The sequence below is a fragment of the Parahaliea mediterranea genome, from assembly GCF_003402235.1.
GTDB lineage: Bacteria > Pseudomonadota > Gammaproteobacteria > Pseudomonadales > Halieaceae > Parahaliea > Parahaliea mediterranea.
On record NZ_QEWO01000003.1, the window covers coordinates 1 to 17,715 of the forward strand.

14 protein-coding genes, 1 tRNA gene and 1 pseudogene are annotated in these 17,715 nt (G+C 63.6%); 4 read left to right on the forward strand and 12 right to left on the reverse strand.

What is annotated here, in order from left to right:
• The 6 genes and pseudogenes from DDZ17_RS22705 to DDZ17_RS09425 all read right to left on the reverse strand — a co-directional run.
• Positions 1-235 (reverse strand): annotated as a pseudogene (locus DDZ17_RS22705) (IS110 family transposase); the annotation flags it as partial.
• A 125-nt stretch (positions 236-360) separates the two neighbouring features.
• Positions 361-437: transfer RNA gene (locus tag DDZ17_RS09405), tRNA-Met, on the reverse strand.
• Between the two features lie 64 nt (positions 438-501).
• Positions 502-909, reverse strand: a complete 408-nt coding sequence (locus DDZ17_RS09410) for a DUF3325 domain-containing protein (protein ID WP_116366221.1) — start codon at positions 907-909, stop codon at positions 502-504.
• Positions 909-2,480, reverse strand: a complete 1,572-nt coding sequence (locus tag DDZ17_RS09415) for a PepSY-associated TM helix domain-containing protein (protein ID WP_157976560.1) — start codon at positions 2,478-2,480, stop codon at positions 909-911. The genes DDZ17_RS09410 and DDZ17_RS09415 overlap by 1 nt, the downstream gene beginning before the upstream one ends.
• Positions 2,477-2,764, reverse strand: coding sequence for a hypothetical protein (locus DDZ17_RS09420; RefSeq protein WP_116366224.1), 288 nt, complete (start codon positions 2,762-2,764; stop codon positions 2,477-2,479). The genes DDZ17_RS09415 and DDZ17_RS09420 overlap by 4 nt, the downstream gene beginning before the upstream one ends.
• 92 nt (positions 2,765-2,856) lie before the next feature.
• Entirely contained in the window at positions 2,857-4,938 is a 2,082-nt protein-coding gene (locus DDZ17_RS09425; RefSeq protein ID WP_206613509.1) for a TonB-dependent receptor domain-containing protein, read from the reverse strand.
• 137 nt (positions 4,939-5,075) lie between these two features.
• On the opposite strand from DDZ17_RS09425, the gene DDZ17_RS09430 reads away from it, so the two are divergent.
• Positions 5,076-5,987 carry a LysR family transcriptional regulator gene (locus DDZ17_RS09430; RefSeq protein WP_116366226.1) on the forward strand — a complete coding sequence of 304 codons (912 nt, stop codon included), beginning with the start codon at positions 5,076-5,078 and terminating at the stop codon, positions 5,985-5,987.
• A 96-nt stretch (positions 5,988-6,083) separates the two neighbouring features.
• Positions 6,084-7,400, forward strand: a complete 1,317-nt coding sequence (locus tag DDZ17_RS09435) for a hypothetical protein (protein WP_116366228.1) — start codon at positions 6,084-6,086, stop codon at positions 7,398-7,400.
• Between the two features lie 233 nt (positions 7,401-7,633).
• Here DDZ17_RS09435 and dps read toward each other — a convergent pair whose 3' ends face one another.
• Together dps and DDZ17_RS22630 are read right to left on the reverse strand one after the other, a co-directional pair.
• On the reverse strand, positions 7,634-8,179 hold the full coding sequence (gene dps / locus DDZ17_RS09440; protein ID WP_116366230.1) for a DNA starvation/stationary phase protection protein Dps: 546 nt from the start codon (positions 8,177-8,179) through the stop codon (positions 7,634-7,636).
• A gap of 84 nt (positions 8,180-8,263) precedes the next feature.
• Complete coding sequence (locus DDZ17_RS22630; protein ID WP_170150195.1) at positions 8,264-8,431, reverse strand: hypothetical protein; 168 nt, start codon at positions 8,429-8,431, stop codon at positions 8,264-8,266.
• 338 nt (positions 8,432-8,769) lie between these two features.
• Here DDZ17_RS22630 and DDZ17_RS09445 point away from each other — a divergent pair, with 338 nt between their 5' ends.
• The gene (locus tag DDZ17_RS09445) at positions 8,770-9,411 is read left to right on the forward strand and encodes a DUF2959 domain-containing protein (protein ID WP_116366232.1); all 642 of its coding nucleotides are present in this window, start codon (positions 8,770-8,772) and stop codon (positions 9,409-9,411) included.
• A gap of 130 nt (positions 9,412-9,541) precedes the next feature.
• A complete protein-coding gene (locus tag DDZ17_RS09450; protein ID WP_116366233.1) occupies positions 9,542-10,915 on the forward strand; it encodes a metal-dependent hydrolase family protein in 1,374 nt (457 codons plus the stop codon).
• An 11-nt stretch (positions 10,916-10,926) separates the two neighbouring features.
• Here the strand turns inward: DDZ17_RS09450 and DDZ17_RS09455 are convergent, their stop codons facing one another.
• The 4 genes from DDZ17_RS09455 to DDZ17_RS09470 all read right to left on the reverse strand — a co-directional run bounded on the left by DDZ17_RS09455 (position 10,927) and on the right by DDZ17_RS09470 (position 17,696).
• Positions 10,927-11,946 carry a CE1 family esterase gene (locus DDZ17_RS09455; RefSeq protein WP_116366235.1) on the reverse strand — a complete coding sequence of 340 codons (1,020 nt, stop codon included), beginning with the start codon at positions 11,944-11,946 and terminating at the stop codon, positions 10,927-10,929.
• Positions 11,947-12,099: 153 nt separating this feature from the next.
• Positions 12,100-14,298, reverse strand: coding sequence for a TonB-dependent receptor plug domain-containing protein (locus tag DDZ17_RS09460; RefSeq protein ID WP_116366237.1), 2,199 nt, complete (start codon positions 14,296-14,298; stop codon positions 12,100-12,102).
• A gap of 260 nt (positions 14,299-14,558) precedes the next feature.
• Positions 14,559-16,283, reverse strand: coding sequence for a mechanosensitive ion channel family protein (locus DDZ17_RS09465; RefSeq protein WP_116366239.1), 1,725 nt, complete (start codon positions 16,281-16,283; stop codon positions 14,559-14,561).
• Positions 16,284-16,475: 192 nt separating this feature from the next.
• Positions 16,476-17,696, reverse strand: coding sequence for an argininosuccinate synthase (locus DDZ17_RS09470; RefSeq protein WP_116366241.1), 1,221 nt, complete (start codon positions 17,694-17,696; stop codon positions 16,476-16,478).
• Positions 17,697-17,715: the final 19 nt, after the last annotated feature.

The window sequence follows — 17,715 nt, forward strand, 5'->3', positions numbered from 1 at the left end:
GCGGGGCTATCAATTTGACCTGATAACCGCGTGCGATTAGTTGTCGACCCCAATGGTGCGCGCCAGAACAGGCTTCAAGCCCGATTTCAGCGCCAGAGGGGACACGGCGCTGTATCTCGGCAAGCCATGTGCTTCGTTTTAGATTCTTCCGCCAGACAGGTCGTTCGCGGCTATCGACACCGTGAACCTGAAAGACGTTTTTTGCCAAATCTACGCCGACTCGAATAATCTGCATGTTGGGCTCCTCCTCTCTCGTGACTGGTCTCCAACACTTCCAGTCTGGCACTTAGATGCCGAATATGGGTGAGGAGGAGTCCATCCCATTGTTTATGGGGTAGAGCCTGCTATTCGGGAGGGAGGTGGTAGCTACGGGTGGACTTGAACCACCGACCCCAGCATTATGAATGCTGTGCTCTAACCAGCTGAGCTACGTAGCCACATCAGCGACGGGACTGGGCAGTCCCAAAGAGGCGCGAATTTTGAGGAATTCGCCGGGGCAAGTCAAGCCCTTTCCTGTACTTCTACGCCCCGATTTTCTACCCCGCGCCCACGGCCAATATTGCCCTGCTCGCCCGCCTCGGGCAGCGCTTTGAACAGCTGGGCCAGGGGGTTCAGGCGCCAGCTGAGAGCGACCAGGGACCAGCGATAGTTGACCAGCACGGCAACGACCAGAACCGCCACGGTGATGGTGCCGAACCAGGTGGTCAGCCCGATCTCGAGCTCCCAGCGCCGGACGCAGGGCAGCACCGATGCCAGCAGCAGTGCCCACGCCACGCCCTGCAGTATCCAGAAGGCGAGCGGCGTTCGCGCGCGCCCGTTCAGCGCCCGATAATAGCTGCTGCTGGCGTAGGCAAAGTGCAGGAAAGCCAGGGTGCTGAGGGCAAGGGCAAGCACAAAATCCAGCGCCATCAGGCCGCTCCCTCCCGCGCCAGGGGCGCGCTGCGCCCGCGGTTTGCGGCGGGCGCAGCCGCCACCCGGGCTGCAGGCACTGCACCGCGCGCCAGGATGGCTGCAGCCACGGCAAAGGCCACGCCGGTGGCAAAGCAGGTCAGGTCAAAACCCAGGCGCAGCCAGTCACCCTGGCGCCAGGCGCCCACCAAACTGACAGGCGAGGTGAGGCTGTCGAGCAGGGGGATCAGGGCATACAGGAGTGCCGCCACGGCGAACTGGTGAACCCAGCCGCGCCGGCTGCGCAGGCAGGCGGCATGGGCGAGCGCGGCCAGCCAGATGAGGAAAAAGGCGCTGATTTCCAGGCTGGCGCGATCTTCCGCCGCGACGGGGATCAGGCGGTTGGCCCAGAAGAAGCCGGCGGTGGCGATACAGAGCCCGGCAACGCCGGCGATGTTCAATGCGTTCACCAGCTCGTAGCCAAAGCGGCCACCGAGCTGTTTGCGCCGCTTTTTCGCCCAGTAGGCCAGGCCGGTGGCGATCATGACGCAACCCAGCACGCCTGCCAGGAAGAACAGCCAGCGCAGCAGGGTGCCGGCAAAACGCGCCTGGTGCAGGATGCTGAGGGCATTCCAGGTGGCGGCGATAGCGTTGTCCGCCCACGCCCCCGGGTTTTCCTTCTGTATTTCGCCGGCGGCATTGAACACCAGGCTGGCGCCACCGCCCCTACCGGAGGTGACGCCTGAGCGGTAGCTGGAATCCACTTCCACTTTGGCGGCACTGGTGAGTGGGTGCTGGATGGCGATGGCGCGCACCGGCATCTGCCAGCGGGCTTCGGTGGTGGCCAGCATCGCCGCCAGTGGCAGGTCGCCATCTGCCGGCGTGAATGACTGTACCGGTGCCGGCGGCGGCTCTGCACCGCGGCCGCGCCCGCCTTCGTTGTTCCAGAACACCAAGGTGCCGGCCAGCAGCACCAGGCCACTCAGTGTGATCATGAAGTGAAACGGCAGGGCAAACACGGCGGTAATGGCGTGGCCGTCCAGCAGCCCACGCAACGACTTGCGGGTACGAAAGGCAAAAAAGTCCTTGAAAATGTGCTTGTGGGCGACAATGCCGGTGATGATGCCGACGAACATCAGCATGGAGGCGATCCCGACGATGATCCGCCCCGGCAGCCAGTGGATGCCGTGCAACTGGAAATGAAAGCGGTAGAGAAAGTTGGCGGCGTCGGTATCCCGCGGCGCCAGTTCTGCGCCGGTGGAGGCATCCAGGGCCTGGCTGTGGCCGCCCCGCCGGCCGCCCGGCTCCCCGGGGTTGCGCCAGCGCACCTGCAGGGCGCGCTCGCGCGTGGTGGGCAGTTGGATCTGCCATTGCTCTGCCTCCGGCGCCTTGCGCGCCAGGTAATCGTAAGCCACCTGGGCGGAGCCGGGGCCCGGCTGGGAAACGTGCAGCTCGGGCGCCATCCAGTAGTTGATTTCGCTGCGGAAGAACACCACGGTGCCAGTCAGGAAAATGGCAAACAGCAGCCAGCCGACCACCAGGCTGCTCCAGGTGTGCAGCCAGGTCATGGATTCGCGGAAGGAACCTTTCACGCCCACTCCCCCGCCACCAGCCGGTGCAGGCCGAACAGGGCCAGGGTGGGCAGCGCCACCCCAAGCGCCGCCGTGCGACTGCGGGCAACGGCAAACACCCACATAATCACCAGCAGGTAGACAACAAAAAACAGGACGTTGACCAACTGACGCCCCTCCTGCGAAGACAGCTGCAGCAGGCGCACCAGCCAGATGCAAACAATCATCGACAGGCAGTAACCGCCGGGGCCGGCGGCGACAACGCGGGTCAGTACATCAAGGGCACTGCTGCGTGTGGCGGTCATAGTGTCAGCCCCCTGTGCCGACTTGTTGTCGCGGTCTGTAAACGCAACAGGCCCGACGCTGCCGGGCCTGTTGACAACTGCACTTGCAAGGTTCAGAAGTCCAGGTTGAAGCTGACATTCAGGCGGCGGCCATCCAGCACCACGCCGTAGTTGTCGTTGGTAATGGTTTTGTCGGCCACGTTGTACAGGCCGGCCATGAGCTTGAGGCTGTCGCTCAGGCGGTACATGGCGCCGATGTCCATCAGCGTGTACTGCGGGGTGCCATCGGTCATTGAGGTGCGGCCCAGGTAGTCGGTGGTTTCGCCGCGGTAGTTGGCCCGACCCCACAGGTTGAGCTTGCTGGTGGCGTCCCAGTTCAGGGTTACGTTGGCCATCTGCTTCGGCATTTTGTTCAACGGCTCGCCAGCGAAGTCACCGGTTTTCTGCTCGGAGTCGGTGTAGGTGTAGTCCGCCTTCAGTTGCAGGCTGTCGGTGAGCCAGTAGTTGACGGAGGCTTCTATCCCCTGCATTTCTGCCTCCGCGATGTTCATGCGGGTGCTCAGGAAGTAGTAGGTGTTGCCGCTGAACGCGCACTGGTAGTTCTGGTAGTCGTTGCGGTCCACGCCTTCGCTGGTGCAGTAGCGGTCCTCGGCGATCTTGTCCTTGAAGGTGGTATGGAAGGCCATCACGCTGGTGTTCAGGCCCAGGTCGCGGTTGTTGTAGATAAAGCCCAGCTCGTAGTTCACGCTGGTTTCCGGCTCCAGGTCGGGGTTGCCGATGATCAGGGCGCGGGAGATGGGCTGGCCGTCGGGGGTCAGGTTGGGTGAACCGCCGCCACCGGTGCCGCGGCCAAAGCCGGCAGTGGCTTCGGCCAGGGAGGGCTGGGTGTAGCCGGTGGACACACCACCCTTGAAGGTCAGGTTGTCGCTGCTGTGCCAGTTGGCGTACAGGCGCGGTGACCAGTGGGCGCCGAACTGCTCGTCGTCGTCGTAGCGCAGGCCGGTGGTGATGCCCAGGTTCTCGATGAAGTTCCACTCGGCCTCGGCGAACACGGCGCCAATCCAGCGGTCCACAGTATCGGAGGCAATCGGCACGTTGGCGTCCAGCAGGCCGTTGGTTTCATCCACCAGCTCTTCAGTTTTGTAGCGCCCGCCAAAGGTGTAGATGTGGCGCTCGCCGGCATAGGTGGCCTGGGAGTTCAGGATGAGAATTTCTTCCTGCTTGTCTTCGGTCTGCACGCGCTCGGACAGGTCCTGCTGCAGGTAGGTGGTGGTGGTGAGCTGGCCGTAGCTGCCGTCGTGGGTCAGGGTGTAGAGCTTTTTCTCGTACTCGTAGGACGAGCCGTCGGAATCCTCGGGAATGGACTTGCCCGGCGTGTGGCTGAACTCCATGTTGGATTCGTCGTAGGCAAAGCCCAGGCGGTTGGCATCGTTCAGTGCCCAGTTCAATTTGCCGCCAAGGCGGACGGTGTCGGCATCCGGACGGCTGGCGGCGGAATCGCCACCACCGTAGTACTCGCTCTCGTCGGTGTGCTGGTAGCTGCCGTTCAACTCCAGGCCCAGCACGCCATCCACCAGTGGGCCACCGAGGTAGAAGTCGGAGTTGTAGGCGTCGCTGCTGATGTCGTTCATGGAATGGGTAAAGTCACCGGCGATGCTGCCGCCCCACTCATCCGGTGTGGTCCGGGTGATGATGTTCACCACGCCGCCCATGGCCTCGGAGCCGTACAGGGAGGACATGGGGCCGCGGATCACTTCCACCCGCTCGATCATCGCCAGCGGTGGCAGGCCGATCTGCTTGCCGCCGTCGGCGCCGTTGGTGTTCACCGAGCGCCCTGCGGAAATGGGGCGGCCGTCAACAAGGTACAGGGTGTATTTGTCGTCCATGCCGCGGATGCTGATGTCCTGCATGTTGCCACCGCCGGTCACGTACACACCGGGGATGTCGCGCATGGCGTCGACAATGGTGGTGTAGGACTCCTTGCGCAGCTGCTCCTGGGAGATTACAGAAATAGAGGCCGGCGCATCGATAATGCGCTGCTGGTGGCCGGCGGCGGTCACCACGATCTCTTCCATGTTGTCCTGCCGCTCATGGGCAAGCCCAGCCGTGTCGGACATCGCCAGCGGCGCCATCAGCACCAGCGGTAGTGGCAGGCCGGCGCAGCGCACGGCCCGGGCGGTCAACAGTGAACGCATGTCTCAATTCCCCTATGGATAACAACAAGGGCGCGAATGATAATGCTTCCTATTACCGACAAATAGACTAGAATGCCCGAACAGTGCGTTCCGCAATCCGGAACACTGCCTGCGCCCAACCGGAGCCGACAACCGCCATGCCCCACTGGAAAGAGCTGCGAAGTTACGTCGCCGTAGTCGCCAGCGGCAGCCTCAGCGCCACCGCCCGCGAGCTGCAGCTACCCAAGTCAACCTTGAGCCGCCATCTCAAAAAGCTGGAGGCTGACGTTGGCCACCTGCTGCTCAAGCGGGAGTCCAACCGGCTCATCCCCACCGAGGCCGGGCGCGCGTTCTACCACGTTGGCACCCGCATTCTGCAGCTGGCGGACGAGGGCCTGGACGAGCTGGACCGGCTCAGCGAGGTCGCCCAGGGCGAGCTGGCGCTGTACGTGGACAACGGCCTGCTGCGTGGCTGGCTGGGCGGGGTGATCGCCGAGTTCATGCGCCTTTATCCTGAAGTGAGCGTCACCCTGCGAACCTATCTCGGCCAGGACGCCGAGCGCTGGCGGGACACGGTGTTCCTGTGGATGGGCGAGCTACCCCCGCACCCCCTGCGGCAGGAATGCCTGAGCCTGCTGAGCCAGGGCGTGTATGCCAGCCAAGAGTATCTGCAGCGGCACGGGCAGCCACAGCACCCCAGGGACCTGCAGACCCACCAGTGGATTCACCTGCTTGGCAGCGCCAGCGACACCCTGGTCATGGAGTCCGCCGATGGCGCCCAGGTGCCGGTGGCGTTGCCGCCCTCGCGCATGCAGTCGGATCAGCTGGTCCTGCACGCGGACGCCATCTGCGCCGGCCAGGGGCTGGGCATCATCCCCAACTGGCAGGCCCAGCTGCGCCTGCGCGCTCACCCCGGCTGCTTCCAGCGCTGCCTGGAGGATTGGGAGCCGCCGGCCATGCCCATCTGGCTGGCCTACCCCCACGGCAAGCTGGCGCGCAAGCACCAGGCCTTTCTCACCCACCTGCGCCGCCACCTGCCGGATGCGTGGAGCGCGACAGGCGCAGCGTGAATACCCGCGCCGCACAGCGCACGCCTCTGCCATCGCTGTGGCCCTGGCCACCCCGGCGGCGGCATAATCAGGGCTTTTCCATGCAGGATGACTCCCATGCTACGCACACTGCTCCCGGCCCTTGCCGTTTCCCTGGCGGCCAGCGCCGCCTGCCAGGCCAGCACCGAGAATAATGCTGTGAAGAACAGCGTGAACGAAACAGCACAGCAATATGTGCGCCTGGTGCTGGCCATGGGCGAGCACGATGAGGGCTACGTAGATGCCTACTACGGCCCGCCACAATGGCGCCAGCAGGCAGCGGAAGCGCCGCCCGCCCCGGCGGCCATTGCCGCCACCGCCCGCCAGTTGCAAGCGCAGCTGCCGGCGGCGGATGAACAGGCTGCGACAGCGCCCGACACCGCGCTTGAAGCCCTGCGCGTGAACTACCTGCGCACCCAGCTTGGCGCGCTGGCCGCTTACGCCGGCCGCTTCGGCAGCAAAGCACCGCGCGACTTCGACGCCGAGGCCCGGGCCCTGTACGACACCGCGCCGCCCCGGCGTGAGCTGTCTTCCTTCGACAGCACCCTGGCACAGCTGGCGGCCCTGCTGCCCGGCGACGGCCCCCTGCACGAGCGGGTGGATGCCTTCCAGCGCCAGTTCGACATCCCCCGGGCAAAACTGCCCGCCGTCTTCGAGGCGGCCATTGACGCCTGCCGCGAGCGCACCCTGGCGCACATTGCCCTGCCCGAGGGTGAGAGCTTTCGCCTGGAATATGTCACCGACCAGCCCTGGAGCGGCTACAACTGGTATGAGGGCAAGGCCCACAGCCTGATTCAGGTGAACACCGACCTGCCGGTTCGCATTGACCGCGCCATCGACCTGGGCTGCCACGAGGGCTACCCCGGCCACCACACCTACAATGCCCTGCTTGAATCCACCTTTGTGCAACAGCGCGGCTGGGTGGAGTTCAGTGTCTACCCACTGTTCAGCCCCCAGTCGCTGATTGCCGAGGGCAGTGCCAACTACGGCATTGAGCTGGCTTTTCCCGGCAAGGAAAAACTGCGCTTCGAGCAGGAGGTGCTCTACCCGCTGGCCGGGCTGGACCCCACCACCGCGAAGCGCTATGACGAGGTGCAGGCGCTGACGGCAGAGCTGAGCTACGCCCGCAACGAGATTGCCCGCCAGTACCTGAACGGCGAAATAGACCGCGAGCAGGCCATCGCCCTGTCCCAGACCTACGGCCCCACCAGCCACAGCCGCGCCGAGCAATCTGTGCGGTTTATCGACACCTATGGCGCCTACGTCATCAACTACAACTGGGGCAAGGCACTGGTGAAGGCCTATATCGAACGCGACACCCACTCCAGCGAACAGCGCTGGCAGAAGTTCAGCGCGCTGCTGGCATCGCCCCGCCTGCCTTCTGATCTGGAATGATTTTGGCACAACCCCCGCCAATGCAATGATTGCAATACAGGGGGAATGTTAAAAATGGGGAAGGGGAACCGGCAGGAGAAGCATCAGCATCTGAGCTGGGGTTCAACCTGCGGCACAGCCACACGCTGAGCTGCCAGGCCGGGGTACACATGCCCCGGCCATTGGCGCCAGGTTCTATCCAGGTTCTATCCAGGCTCTATCAAGCCACTCTTATGGTCAGGACACCCTTAAGGTCAGGACACTTTGCCGGCGGCGCCTTTTTCTGTCGCCACGCCTTCGGTGGGCAGTTTGCCGCCAGAGGATTCCAGGTGGGCACGAATGAACCACTGGAACAGTTCCAGATCGCCGGTATGCCCGGTTAGCAGGTCTTCCGAGACGGAGTCCAGTTCGCCCAGTTTACCCACTGCGCTGCGCTGATCCTCGATCAGTCCGGTGTATACCACATCCAGCGCCGCCAGGTGTTCGGTGGCCAGCGCTCGCTGCAGGGAGTAGTCGTCCCAGTCGCGGCGATTGACCACGGCCGCTGGCGTGCCGACCGGAATGCCACCCAGGGTGGCAATGCGCTCGGCCACGGCGTCCACCATTTCCTGCACTGCGGTCACCTGGGGGTCGAGCATTTCATGCACCGCGATGAAGTTCGGCCCCACCACGTTCCAGTGCACGTGTTTGAGGGTCAGGCCCAGGTCAATAAGCGCCACCATGCGCTTGTCCAGGATGGCAATTACCTTGTCTGCGGTGGCCTTGTCCATGCCGGGTACGGTGAAGTTGGTCGCTGTCATGTTCTATCTCCTGTGCATTCTCAAGGTTGCGCGGGCGCCCGGCTCACGGGCGCCCGTTGTTACTGTGGGAATATTCGCAGGGAATTAGCAGTTCTCGTCGGTGGCTTCTTCGCAGGCGTCCTCGGCGGCATCACCCATATCTTCCACGGCGTCACCGAGGTTGTCGGCGGCATCTTCCATGTTGTTGTCGTCACAGCCGGCAATACCGACCATCATCAGCGCGCTGAACAGCATGGCAAACAGAGATTTCATAATGTTGCTCCTTAATAAGCAGGGTTGTGGTGCATATCGACCGCAACGGCCGGTTTCAGTTTCCGTAACTCAGTCAATGCAAGCGGCATACCAACACTGGCCAAACAGGGTAAAACAAGCGCCAAACCCAGTGGCTGCGCGGCGCCAGCCAAATACCACCGCAACTGCACCGTGAGCCGGTGCAGGCTACAGCGGGTGATTTTTTGTAAGCACTACACTGGCTTTGCAAAAATTACAGAGGAAGGCCGCACATTGGCTGTTATGCCACGATTCTTTATATACTCTGCGCTTTATACTCTTCCCTTTATACTCTTCGCTGCACCCGACAGGAGATCACCATGCGCACTCTGCTCGCTTCCGCAGCCCTGCTTGTCAGCCTTGCCGGCTGTGAGTCGGCCTACTATTCCGCCGCGGAACAGGTCGGCATTCACAAACGCGACATTCTGGTCGACCGGGTGGAAAGCTCTCGCGACGCACAGGAGGACGCGGAGGAACAGTTCGAATCCGCGCTGGAGCACTTCCAGGCGGTGGTCGGCTTTGACGGCGGCGATCTGCAGGACGTGTACGAAGACCTCAACGACGAATACGAGGATTCCGTCACGGCCGCGCAGAATGTGCACGACCGCATCAACGCGGTGGAATCTGTCGCCGAGGCCCTGTTCGACGAATGGGAAGCGGAAATCGACGAATACCAGAACGCCAGCTTCAAGGCCCAGAGCCAGCGCCAGCTGCGCGAAACCCGCCAGCGCTATACCGGCATGCTCGCCGCCATGCGCAAGGCGGAATCCCGCATGGACCCGGTGCTGACAGCGCTGAAGGACAATGTGCTGTTCCTCAAGCACAACCTCAACGCCCAGGCGGTGGCGTCGTTGAAGACCGAATTCGACGGTATCGCCCGAGACGTTGATCTGCTGATTGCCGAAATGCGCAAATCCATCGCGGCCAGCAACGCCTTTATCGACAGCATGCAGAGCCAGTAGTGGTAACCCCACGCCCCAGCCTCTCAAGGGTAGACCAATCTGCGCCGGGGCAAGGGACAAATCGCGCCACCGGCTTTTGACAAGCAACCGGGGCCTTTATACGCTGCCAGCTTTTGCTGCGGAGCCCGCCATGAACCGTCCCCGAATCCTCGCTCACCTGAGCGCCCGCACTGCCGTGTTTACCAGCGCCCTGCTCAGCAGTGCCCTGCTCACCACGACCCTGCTCACCACGGCCCTGCTCACCACAGCCCCGTTCACCCATGCCCAGGGCGCGCCGGCGCAAACCCTGGTGATTCATGCTGGCGAGCTATTGGCCACCCCCGGTAAAAAGCCAGAGAAGGAACAGACCCTGGTGGTGGTGGACGGGCGCATCAGCCAGGTGCTGGATGGCTACCAGCAACCCGCTGGCACCGCCGATGCCAGGGTGATTGACCTCAAGGACCGCTTTGTCATGCCGGGCCTAATGGACATGCACGTCCATCTGCAGGGCGAACTCGGCCCCAACGGCGACAGTGAAGACCTGAAGTTCTCCGACGAGCTGTTGCAGATGCGCTCGCTGATGTTTGCCCTGCGCACCCTGAATGCCGGCTTTACCACCGTGCGCGACGCCGGCTCCAAGAGCCAGGAAATGTACGCCCTGCGCGACGCCATCAACCGCGGCTGGATTGATGGGCCACGCATCATCGCCGCTGGCGGCGTGGGCATTACCGGCGGCCACAACGATGTCTCCGGCATGAAGCACGAGTTGCTGGAGCTGTACACCGACAAATCCATCTGCGATGGCCCCTACGACTGTCGCCGCGCCACCCGCGACGCCATCAAGTACGGCGCCGACCTGATCAAGATCACCTCCACCGGCGGCGTGCTGACCGATCGCGACACCGGCACCGGCCAGCAGATGGAGATGGACGAACTGGACGAAGTGGTGCGCGCCGCCCACCGCATGGGCCGCAAGGTGGCCAGCCACGCCCACCAGGAGGACGGCATTGTCGCCGCCCTGAAGGCCGGAGTGGACAGCATTGAGCACGGCACCTACACCGGCCCGGAGGCCATCAAGCTGTTCAAGTCCAGCGGGGCCTATCTGGTGCCCACCCTGCTGGCCGGCGACACCGTTAAAACCATGGCGGAAACCTCCGACTTCCTGAGCCCCGCCATCAAGGAAAAAGCCATTCGCGTGGGCAACGACATGAAGGACAACTTCGGCAGGGCCTATAAAGCCGGCGTGAAAGTTGCCTACGGCACCGACAGCGGCGTATCCGCACACGGCGACAACGCCAAGGAGGCGGTGCTGATGAAACAGGCCGGCATGAGCGCCATGGACGTGCTGGTATCTGCCACCGTCAGCGCTGCCGACCTGATCGACATGAGCGACAGCCTCGGCACCCTGGAAGTGGGCAAGCAGGCTGATATCGTCGCCTACAGCGCCTCGCCGCTGGATAACATCGAAGAGCTGCTGGATGTGGACTTTGTCATGAAGGGCGGCAAGGTCTTCAAACAGAAGTAAAAGCCCCGTTACTACTCGCCCCCGGCCAAAGGCTTAGCCAGCGCCGCGGGGCGCTGCACTTCACCCTCAGTGAAGAACTGCCAGGTCAGGGCGGCGGTATCAAACTCGTGACTGGTGCGCCCCAGCAGGCGCGGCAGGCGAAACACCGGGTTGGCCAGGGTATGGCCGCCCCCCTCCACACTCACCAGCGCCACGCTGGCGCGGCCTGGGCCCTGCCACTGCAGGGTGGTCACGCGGGTATCGTCGTCCACCACCTGGTCGGGCCAGTCGCTGTGCTGGCCATCGCTGCTGTAGCCGGCCAGCGCTGCCCAGTAGGCGGCGCTGTCCCGGGCAGAGATCACCTCCCCCCGGCTGTCGTCGCCAAACAGTTCCACCAAGCCGCCCTCGTAGGGGTTTACCGGGTCGTCGGTGCCGTTGACGATCAGCACCGGCAGGGGCTGCCCGGCGGCGCCGCAGTCGCGGTTGGCCGCCACTGGCAGGTTGGCCACATAGGCGGCAATGCCCGCCACCGCCTCGGGCGCTTCCAACCCCATGCGGTAGGCCATGTGGCCGCCGTTGGACATACCCGCCACATACACGCGGCCCGCATCCACCCCATACTGGGCGGCAAGCTGTGCAATCAGTGCCTTCAGGTAGCCGACATCGTCGATATTGCGCAGGTTGGCGCTGTAGCTGGCGCTGGCGCGGCAGTCATTCCAGTGCCGCTCCACCCCGCTGGGGTAGGCCACCAGAAACGCTTCGCGCTCGGCCAGCACCTCAAAACTGTAGAAGCTGAGCGCCGCCATGTCGGCCCCGTTGCTACGGGAGCCGTGCAGCAGGATCAGCAGTGGCGCACCGGCAGGCAGGGCGTCGGGCACATAGAGCTGATAGCTGCGCTGCAGGCCGTCCCATTCCAATTCGCCGGATACGCGCTGGCCCGGCAACGCAGGCGGGTCTATCGCATCGGATGACAGGAACCACCACCCCAGCACCATGGCCGTGAACAGCAGCAGCGCCAGGCCGCCCCCCAGCCAAACAAGCATTGTGCGCATCGCCTACCCCTTTTTTTGTAAGGCGTGTTGCCAGCCTTGTTGTAATCATTGCTGCAATCGCTAAGGGGCATTATGCGTGAGGGCCCGCACCCCGCCAACCCGCGACAGGGGAGAGGCGGGAAGACGGGGCGCGGGTGCATGCAAACGGTCAGTCTAGAAGGCGGCGCGCCACACCAGGCTGTAAGTGGGGGTGGATTCCTCGTACTGGATTTCGCTGATCGGCTCGCCATAGTCGCGGATGTACTCGATCTTCTCCTGGTCCAGCAGGTTGGTGCCGGTCAGGCGCAGCACCGAGTTGTCGGTGATGTTCCACTCCACGAACAGTTCCAGGTTGCCGTCGTACTCGGTAACCACGTATTCCTCGAATTCCGTCGCCAGCGAATCACCGCGCTGCTGGTAGGAAATGCCGGCGCCGCCAAAGCCCGGGATGTCCTGGGTCAGGCTGATGTTGTACACGTAGTCCGGCTGGTTGCGAAAGGCGCGGTCCTCGCCGGTGAAAGGGTCTTCAATCTCTGAATCCAGCCAGGCGTAGTTGGCGTAGAAGCCGGTGTTGTCCAGGCCGATAAAGTCCAGCGGGGTGGAAATATCCAGCTCGACACCGCTGGCGGTGCCATCGCCAATGTTCTGCGGCGTGAAGATGCTGCCGTCGCCGCCGTCGTAGGGCAGGCCGGTATCGGTGATTTCAATCACATCCTCGATATCGCGGTAGAAAACGTTGATGCCAACAATGCCGCGGTTCGCAATGCGGTGCTCCAGCCCCAGGTCGTAGCCCCAGGCCAGCTCGGAATCCAGCGCCGGGTTGCCGATGGTGGCATCGTCGTCATCCGGCGTTTCGTCTTCCTCGAAGGGGGTCACCAGATCGAACTCTGGGCGGCGCAGGGTGCGCGCCACCGAGGCGGTCACGCGGGTGGCCTCGGTCAGCTCCCAGCGCAGGCTCAGCGAGGGCAGCACTTCCTCCCCGTCCTGGCTGGCGGCACCGTCTTCGTTGTCAACGTCGCGCTCGTAAATGTCGTAGCGCACCCCGCCTTCCACGGTCAGCGCCGCGGTGATGTCCACCGTCAGCTTGGCATAGGGCGCCCAGCGGGTTTCCTCGATGTCTGCATCCACGTCGAAGAAGCCGGCCTGCAGGCCCTCGCGCTCGTTCAGGCTGTAGGACAGGCCCGTTTTCAGCTCGCCGCCGTCCCACAGGGGGTAGGTGTAGCTGGCCTCGGCGGCGTAGTTGTTGTCTTTGATGTCCAGGGCTTCCTCGCCCTCCTCGATACCCTGGGAGATGCCGCCTTCAAACGCTTCCTCGGTTTCGAAATTCTTGGTGTCCTCGTCAAAGTGCGACATGGCCGCCGACAGGGCCAGCTCACCCTCACCCAGCGGCAAGGTATAGATGCCATCCAGGCCCCAGCTGGTCTGGTCGATGGCTTCCTTCTGGGTGGCGATGGCGATAAGGTCCGCGGCGTCCACATCAACCACCCCGCCCTCGTACTCGCGCACGTATTCCTCTTCGCTGCGGTCGGTGTAGACGTAGTAGCCATTCAGGCGCAGGTTGCCGGCGGGCAGCTGCAAACCCAGCGAGCCGTTGACGGAGGAGTCGGTGCCGTCGCGGGTATCGTCCTCGTAGGCAAAGCCTTCCAGGGCTTCGTCGTCAAAGTACGCTTCCAGCTTCTGCTTGGGGTTGCGACGCTCCTGCACGTTGGCGCCCACCCAGAAGTCGTAGCTGTCGCCGGCATCGGCGTAGGCCACCGAGCCGGTGTTGCGGAAGCGGTCGTCCTGATCGTAGTAGGTGGTGCCCAGGCGCGTGGTGAGGCCCTCCAGCTGGGCGCCGTCCTTGAGAATAATGTTCAGCGAGCCGGCCACGCCCTGGGAGCTCATGTCGGCCGAGGGCGAGCGGATGATCTCCACCCGCTCCACCAGCTCCGAGGGAATGCGGTCCACAAAAAAGGTACGGTCGGCGCCCTGCCCCGGCACCGGGCGGCCATTGATCAGCACTTCGGTGTAGGCGGCATCCAGCCCGCGCAGCTGCACGGCGTCGTATTCCAGCACGTCGGAGGTAAATACCACGCCCGGGGTACGCTTGAGCATTTCACCGACAGTGGAGGGCTCAAAGCGCTGGAAGAAATCCAGCCCATAGGCCAGCGTCGGGTTGATGTCTTCGGTGCGGTCCCGGTACACGTTGTTGCCGGTCACCACAATCTCCTCAATCGGCAGGTCGCTGGCGCTGCGACTGCCCTGCTGCGCCGCGGCCTCCGGTGCCAGCAGCAGGCAGGTGACGCTGGCCACCGCCAGCGGCAGGGCTGCCCAAGCGGGCTGCAATGCCGCGGGCAAACCCGCGCACCGTTGTTGGCGTGTAATGATCCCCATGTGACTGTCTCTCCCGCTATGGTCTTTTGGTCGGGGCGCGCCCCCGCGCACCTCCGGAAAAGGCGGCAGAGTAATCGGGCAGCATGACAGCGGCGTGACAGCCAGGTGACGCAGTGTGGCAGTTTTGTGACAGAGGCGCCCTGACCGGACGCCTGCTCAGGGCGTTTTAACGCCCCGGTTCAAGCGGGGGGTTGTTCATGGCCTGGTAAAAAGCGCACTTCAAAAGCACTATAAAGGCCATTTGGATTTTATTAATGACACTAGCGCGGCGCCGGCGTTGCACCGCCTTCCGGCGCGTCGCTGGCAGCCTCCGGCGCTTTGGCGGGGGCGGCGTACCACTGCTCCTTGGGCACTATCTTCAGCTCGGCCGGGTCCTGCTCGTAGTTGGGCGACATGATCTGTACGCCGTACTCGTTGAACACGTCCTGGATATTGGCGTGCAGGGCGCTGTACAGCTTCATCATGGCCGTCGCGTCGCGGCAGAAGGCGTTGAGCTGGTAAACCACGGTAAAATCACCCATGGCAGTTTGCAGCACAAAGGGCGGCGGCTCGGACTCCAGCCCCTCGGTGCGCCGCGCCGCCTCCAGCAACATGGCCTCCACCTGCCGCCAGGGCGTGTCGTAGCCAATGCCCACGTCCGTGTGCAGGATGATGCCCTGCTCGCGGCCAAAGGTGCTGTAGTTGACCACTGCGCTGGCCAGCACTTCCGAATTCGGGATGTTGATCTCCTCGTTCTTCAGGGAGCGCATGCGGGTGGACAGGGCGCGCACATCCACCACCTCCCCCAGGTGCTCGCCAATGCGCACCCGGTCGCCTTCGCGGAAGGCGCCGCGATAGGTCAGGCTGTAGCCGGCAATCATGTTGGCAATAAAGGACGAGGAACCGATGGAAAACACCACCCCGAGGAAGATGCTGACACCCTTGAAGGCCTCGGAATCCGACCCAGGAATATAGGGATAGGCCACTACCAGGGCGAAGGCGATCACCAGTATGCGGGCAATGCGGTAGGTGGGCATGGCCCAGTCGCGGTCGAAGTTGTCCAGGCGAATCCAGCCGCGGTCCACCCGCTGGAAAAAGTTGTGGGTGGCCAACAGCACAAAGCGCACCACAAAATACAGCACCGCCAGGAAGACTAGGTCCGGCAGTGATTCGATCAGCCCCACGCCCATTTTTTGCAGGGGGTTGAGCAGCAGGCGGAAGATGTCGGTGGCAAAGGGGCGCGTCCAGGGGTAAAGGCCCAGGGCGCTGTTGAGCCAGGTGAGCACAATGGCGGCCAGGGTCAGGGTGCGCACGCCCCGCAGCAGGCCACCGAACCAGCTCCACAGCTGGGCCGCGTCAATCACCCGGTGGGAGGCGCGCTCGATGCGCTCGATGCGGCGCTTCACCGCCCGCTCGATCAGCCGGTTGAGCCAGCGGAACAGGGCATTAATGCCCCACAGCAGCAACCCGGCCACCACGGTGATGGCCACCAGCATGCCGGTGCTGCGCAGCAGGCTGCGGGAGCTGCGCGTCTCCCGGTACTTGGTGATGGCCTCGCTGACCCGCGGCAGGATGCCCTCTGCCAGTACTTCCAGTGGCACCTCTTCAATCTGTGCATCCACCGGCAGCAGGTAGGCGAGCAGTTCGCCGTCGATGTCCAGCCGCAGGCGATCCCCCTGCATCACTGCACGGCCCGCGGCGGCATCCAAATCAGGGTTGCGGGCGATGGCGATAATCTGCTGGCGTATGCGCTTGGCACGCTCGGTAGCCGGGAAGGCCGAGATACCGCGCACCCGGAACAGGGTGGCGCCGTCCAGTTCCACATCGGCGATGCGCACACCGTCGCTGTGGCTGAAGTCGCTGAAGGCGTGGGGCGTGGCAGCGGCCTCTGCCGCCGGCGTGGCATCCTGCGGGCTGTGCTCCTCCTGCGCCAGGGCGGCAAAAACCGGCAGGGCCAGCAATGACAGCAGAATGAGTCGCAGCACGGCGACCGATGACTTGGGCATCTCTGTTCTCCAATGGCCGCTCCCTGCGGCGCTCAGCGGCTATTTAACCCGATCGGGATCAATGTACGCCAGATTCGTAACCACTGGGCAGAATGTAGAAGACGAACCAGAGAATGCAATGGGGGCATGAAAAACACGCCCAGGGCGGGGCAGGCATGGCCGGGGGCGGGTGAGCCACCCCCGGCGGCAGGGTCAGAGCAGCTTGCGGCCCTTGTTGGCGGCGATGCGCATGCGCAGGGCGTTCAGCTTGATGAAGCCCTCGGCATCGGCCTGGTTGTAGGCGCCGGCATCTTCCTCGAAGGTGGCAATGCTCTCGTCGAACAGGCTGTCGGCGGACTGGCGCCCATCCACGATCACGTTGCCCTTGTACAGCTTGAGGCGCACTTTGCCGTTGACGTGCACCTGGCTTTCGTCGATGGCGGTTTGCAGCATCTTGCGCTCGGGTGACCACCAGTAGCCGTTGTAGATCATGTCGGCATAGCGCGGCATCAGCGCATCCTTGAGGTGAGCCACTTCGCGGTCCAGGGTCAGCGATTCCATGGCCCGGTGGGCCTTCAGCATGATGGTGCCGCCGGGGGTTTCGTAGCAGCCACGGGACTTCATGCCCACATAGCGGTTCTCCACCAGGTCGTCGCGGCCAATACCGTTGGCGCCGCCGACTTTGTTCAGGCGCTCCAGCACGGTGGCGGGGCTCAGCTGCTCGCCGTCGATGGCAACGATGTCGCCACGCTCGAAGTCCAATTCAATGATGGTGGGGCTGTCCGGGGCCACCTCGGGGCTGACGCTCCAGCGCCACATGTCTTCCTCGGGGCCCTGCCAGGGGTCTTCCAGCACACCGCCCTCGTAGGAAATGTGCAGCAGGTTGGCGTCCATGGAATAGGGGGACTTTTTCTTCTTGCTGGAGAAGTCCACCGGAATGTTGTGCTTCTCGCAGTAGTTCATCAGCGACTCGCGGGAGTTCAAATCCCACTCGCGCCAGGGGGCGATCACCTTGATGCCGGGCTTGAGGGCGTAGGCGCCAAGTTCAAAGCGCACCTGGTCGTTGCCTTTGCCGGTGGCCCCGTGGGAGATGGCATCGGCCCCGGTCTCGTTGGCAATCTCGATCAGGCGCTTGGCGATCAGCGGGCGGGCGATGGAGGTGCCCAGGCGATACTCGCCCTCGTACAGGGTGTTGGCACGCATCATGGGGTAGACGAAGTCGCGCACGTATTCCTCGCGCAGGTCGTCGATGTAGATCTCCTTCACGCCCAGGGCCTCGGCCTTGGCCCGGGCCGGCTCGACCTCTTCACCCTGGCCGATATCGGCGGTAAAGGTGACGACTTCGCAATGATAGGTTTCCTGCAGCCAGCGCACGATGACGGAGGTGTCGAGGCCGCCGGAATAGGCAAGTACAACCTTGTTGATATCGGACATGATGGGGTTCCCGCGCAGT

What these genes read in the sequence shown, in the direction of transcription:
- DDZ17_RS09455 (WP_116366235.1), bottom strand. Translation starts at nt 11,946, where the DNA reads ATGCGCACAATGCTTGTTTGGCTGGGGGGCGGCCTGGCGCTGCTGCTG.
- DDZ17_RS09420 (WP_116366224.1), bottom strand. Translation starts at nt 2,764, where the DNA reads ATGACCGCCACACGCAGCAGTGCCCTTGATGTACTGACCCGCGTTGTC.
- DDZ17_RS09465 (WP_116366239.1), bottom strand. Translation starts at nt 16,283, where the DNA reads ATGCCCAAGTCATCGGTCGCCGTGCTGCGACTCATTCTGCTGTCATTG.
- DDZ17_RS09435 (WP_116366228.1), top strand. Translation starts at nt 6,084, where the DNA reads ATGCTACGCACACTGCTCCCGGCCCTTGCCGTTTCCCTGGCGGCCAGC.
- DDZ17_RS09470 (WP_116366241.1), bottom strand. Translation starts at nt 17,696, where the DNA reads ATGTCCGATATCAACAAGGTTGTACTTGCCTATTCCGGCGGCCTCGAC.
- DDZ17_RS09450 (WP_116366233.1), top strand. Translation starts at nt 9,542, where the DNA reads ATGAACCGTCCCCGAATCCTCGCTCACCTGAGCGCCCGCACTGCCGTG.
- DDZ17_RS09430 (WP_116366226.1), top strand. Translation starts at nt 5,076, where the DNA reads ATGCCCCACTGGAAAGAGCTGCGAAGTTACGTCGCCGTAGTCGCCAGC.
- DDZ17_RS09460 (WP_116366237.1), bottom strand. Translation starts at nt 14,298, where the DNA reads ATGGGGATCATTACACGCCAACAACGGTGCGCGGGTTTGCCCGCGGCA.
- DDZ17_RS22630 (WP_170150195.1), bottom strand. Translation starts at nt 8,431, where the DNA reads ATGAAATCTCTGTTTGCCATGCTGTTCAGCGCGCTGATGATGGTCGGT.
- dps (WP_116366230.1), bottom strand. Translation starts at nt 8,179, where the DNA reads ATGACAGCGACCAACTTCACCGTACCCGGCATGGACAAGGCCACCGCA.
- DDZ17_RS09425 (WP_206613509.1), bottom strand. Translation starts at nt 4,938, where the DNA reads ATGCGTTCACTGTTGACCGCCCGGGCCGTGCGCTGCGCCGGCCTGCCA.
- DDZ17_RS09410 (WP_116366221.1), bottom strand. Translation starts at nt 909, where the DNA reads ATGGCGCTGGATTTTGTGCTTGCCCTTGCCCTCAGCACCCTGGCTTTC.
- DDZ17_RS09445 (WP_116366232.1), top strand. Translation starts at nt 8,770, where the DNA reads ATGCGCACTCTGCTCGCTTCCGCAGCCCTGCTTGTCAGCCTTGCCGGC.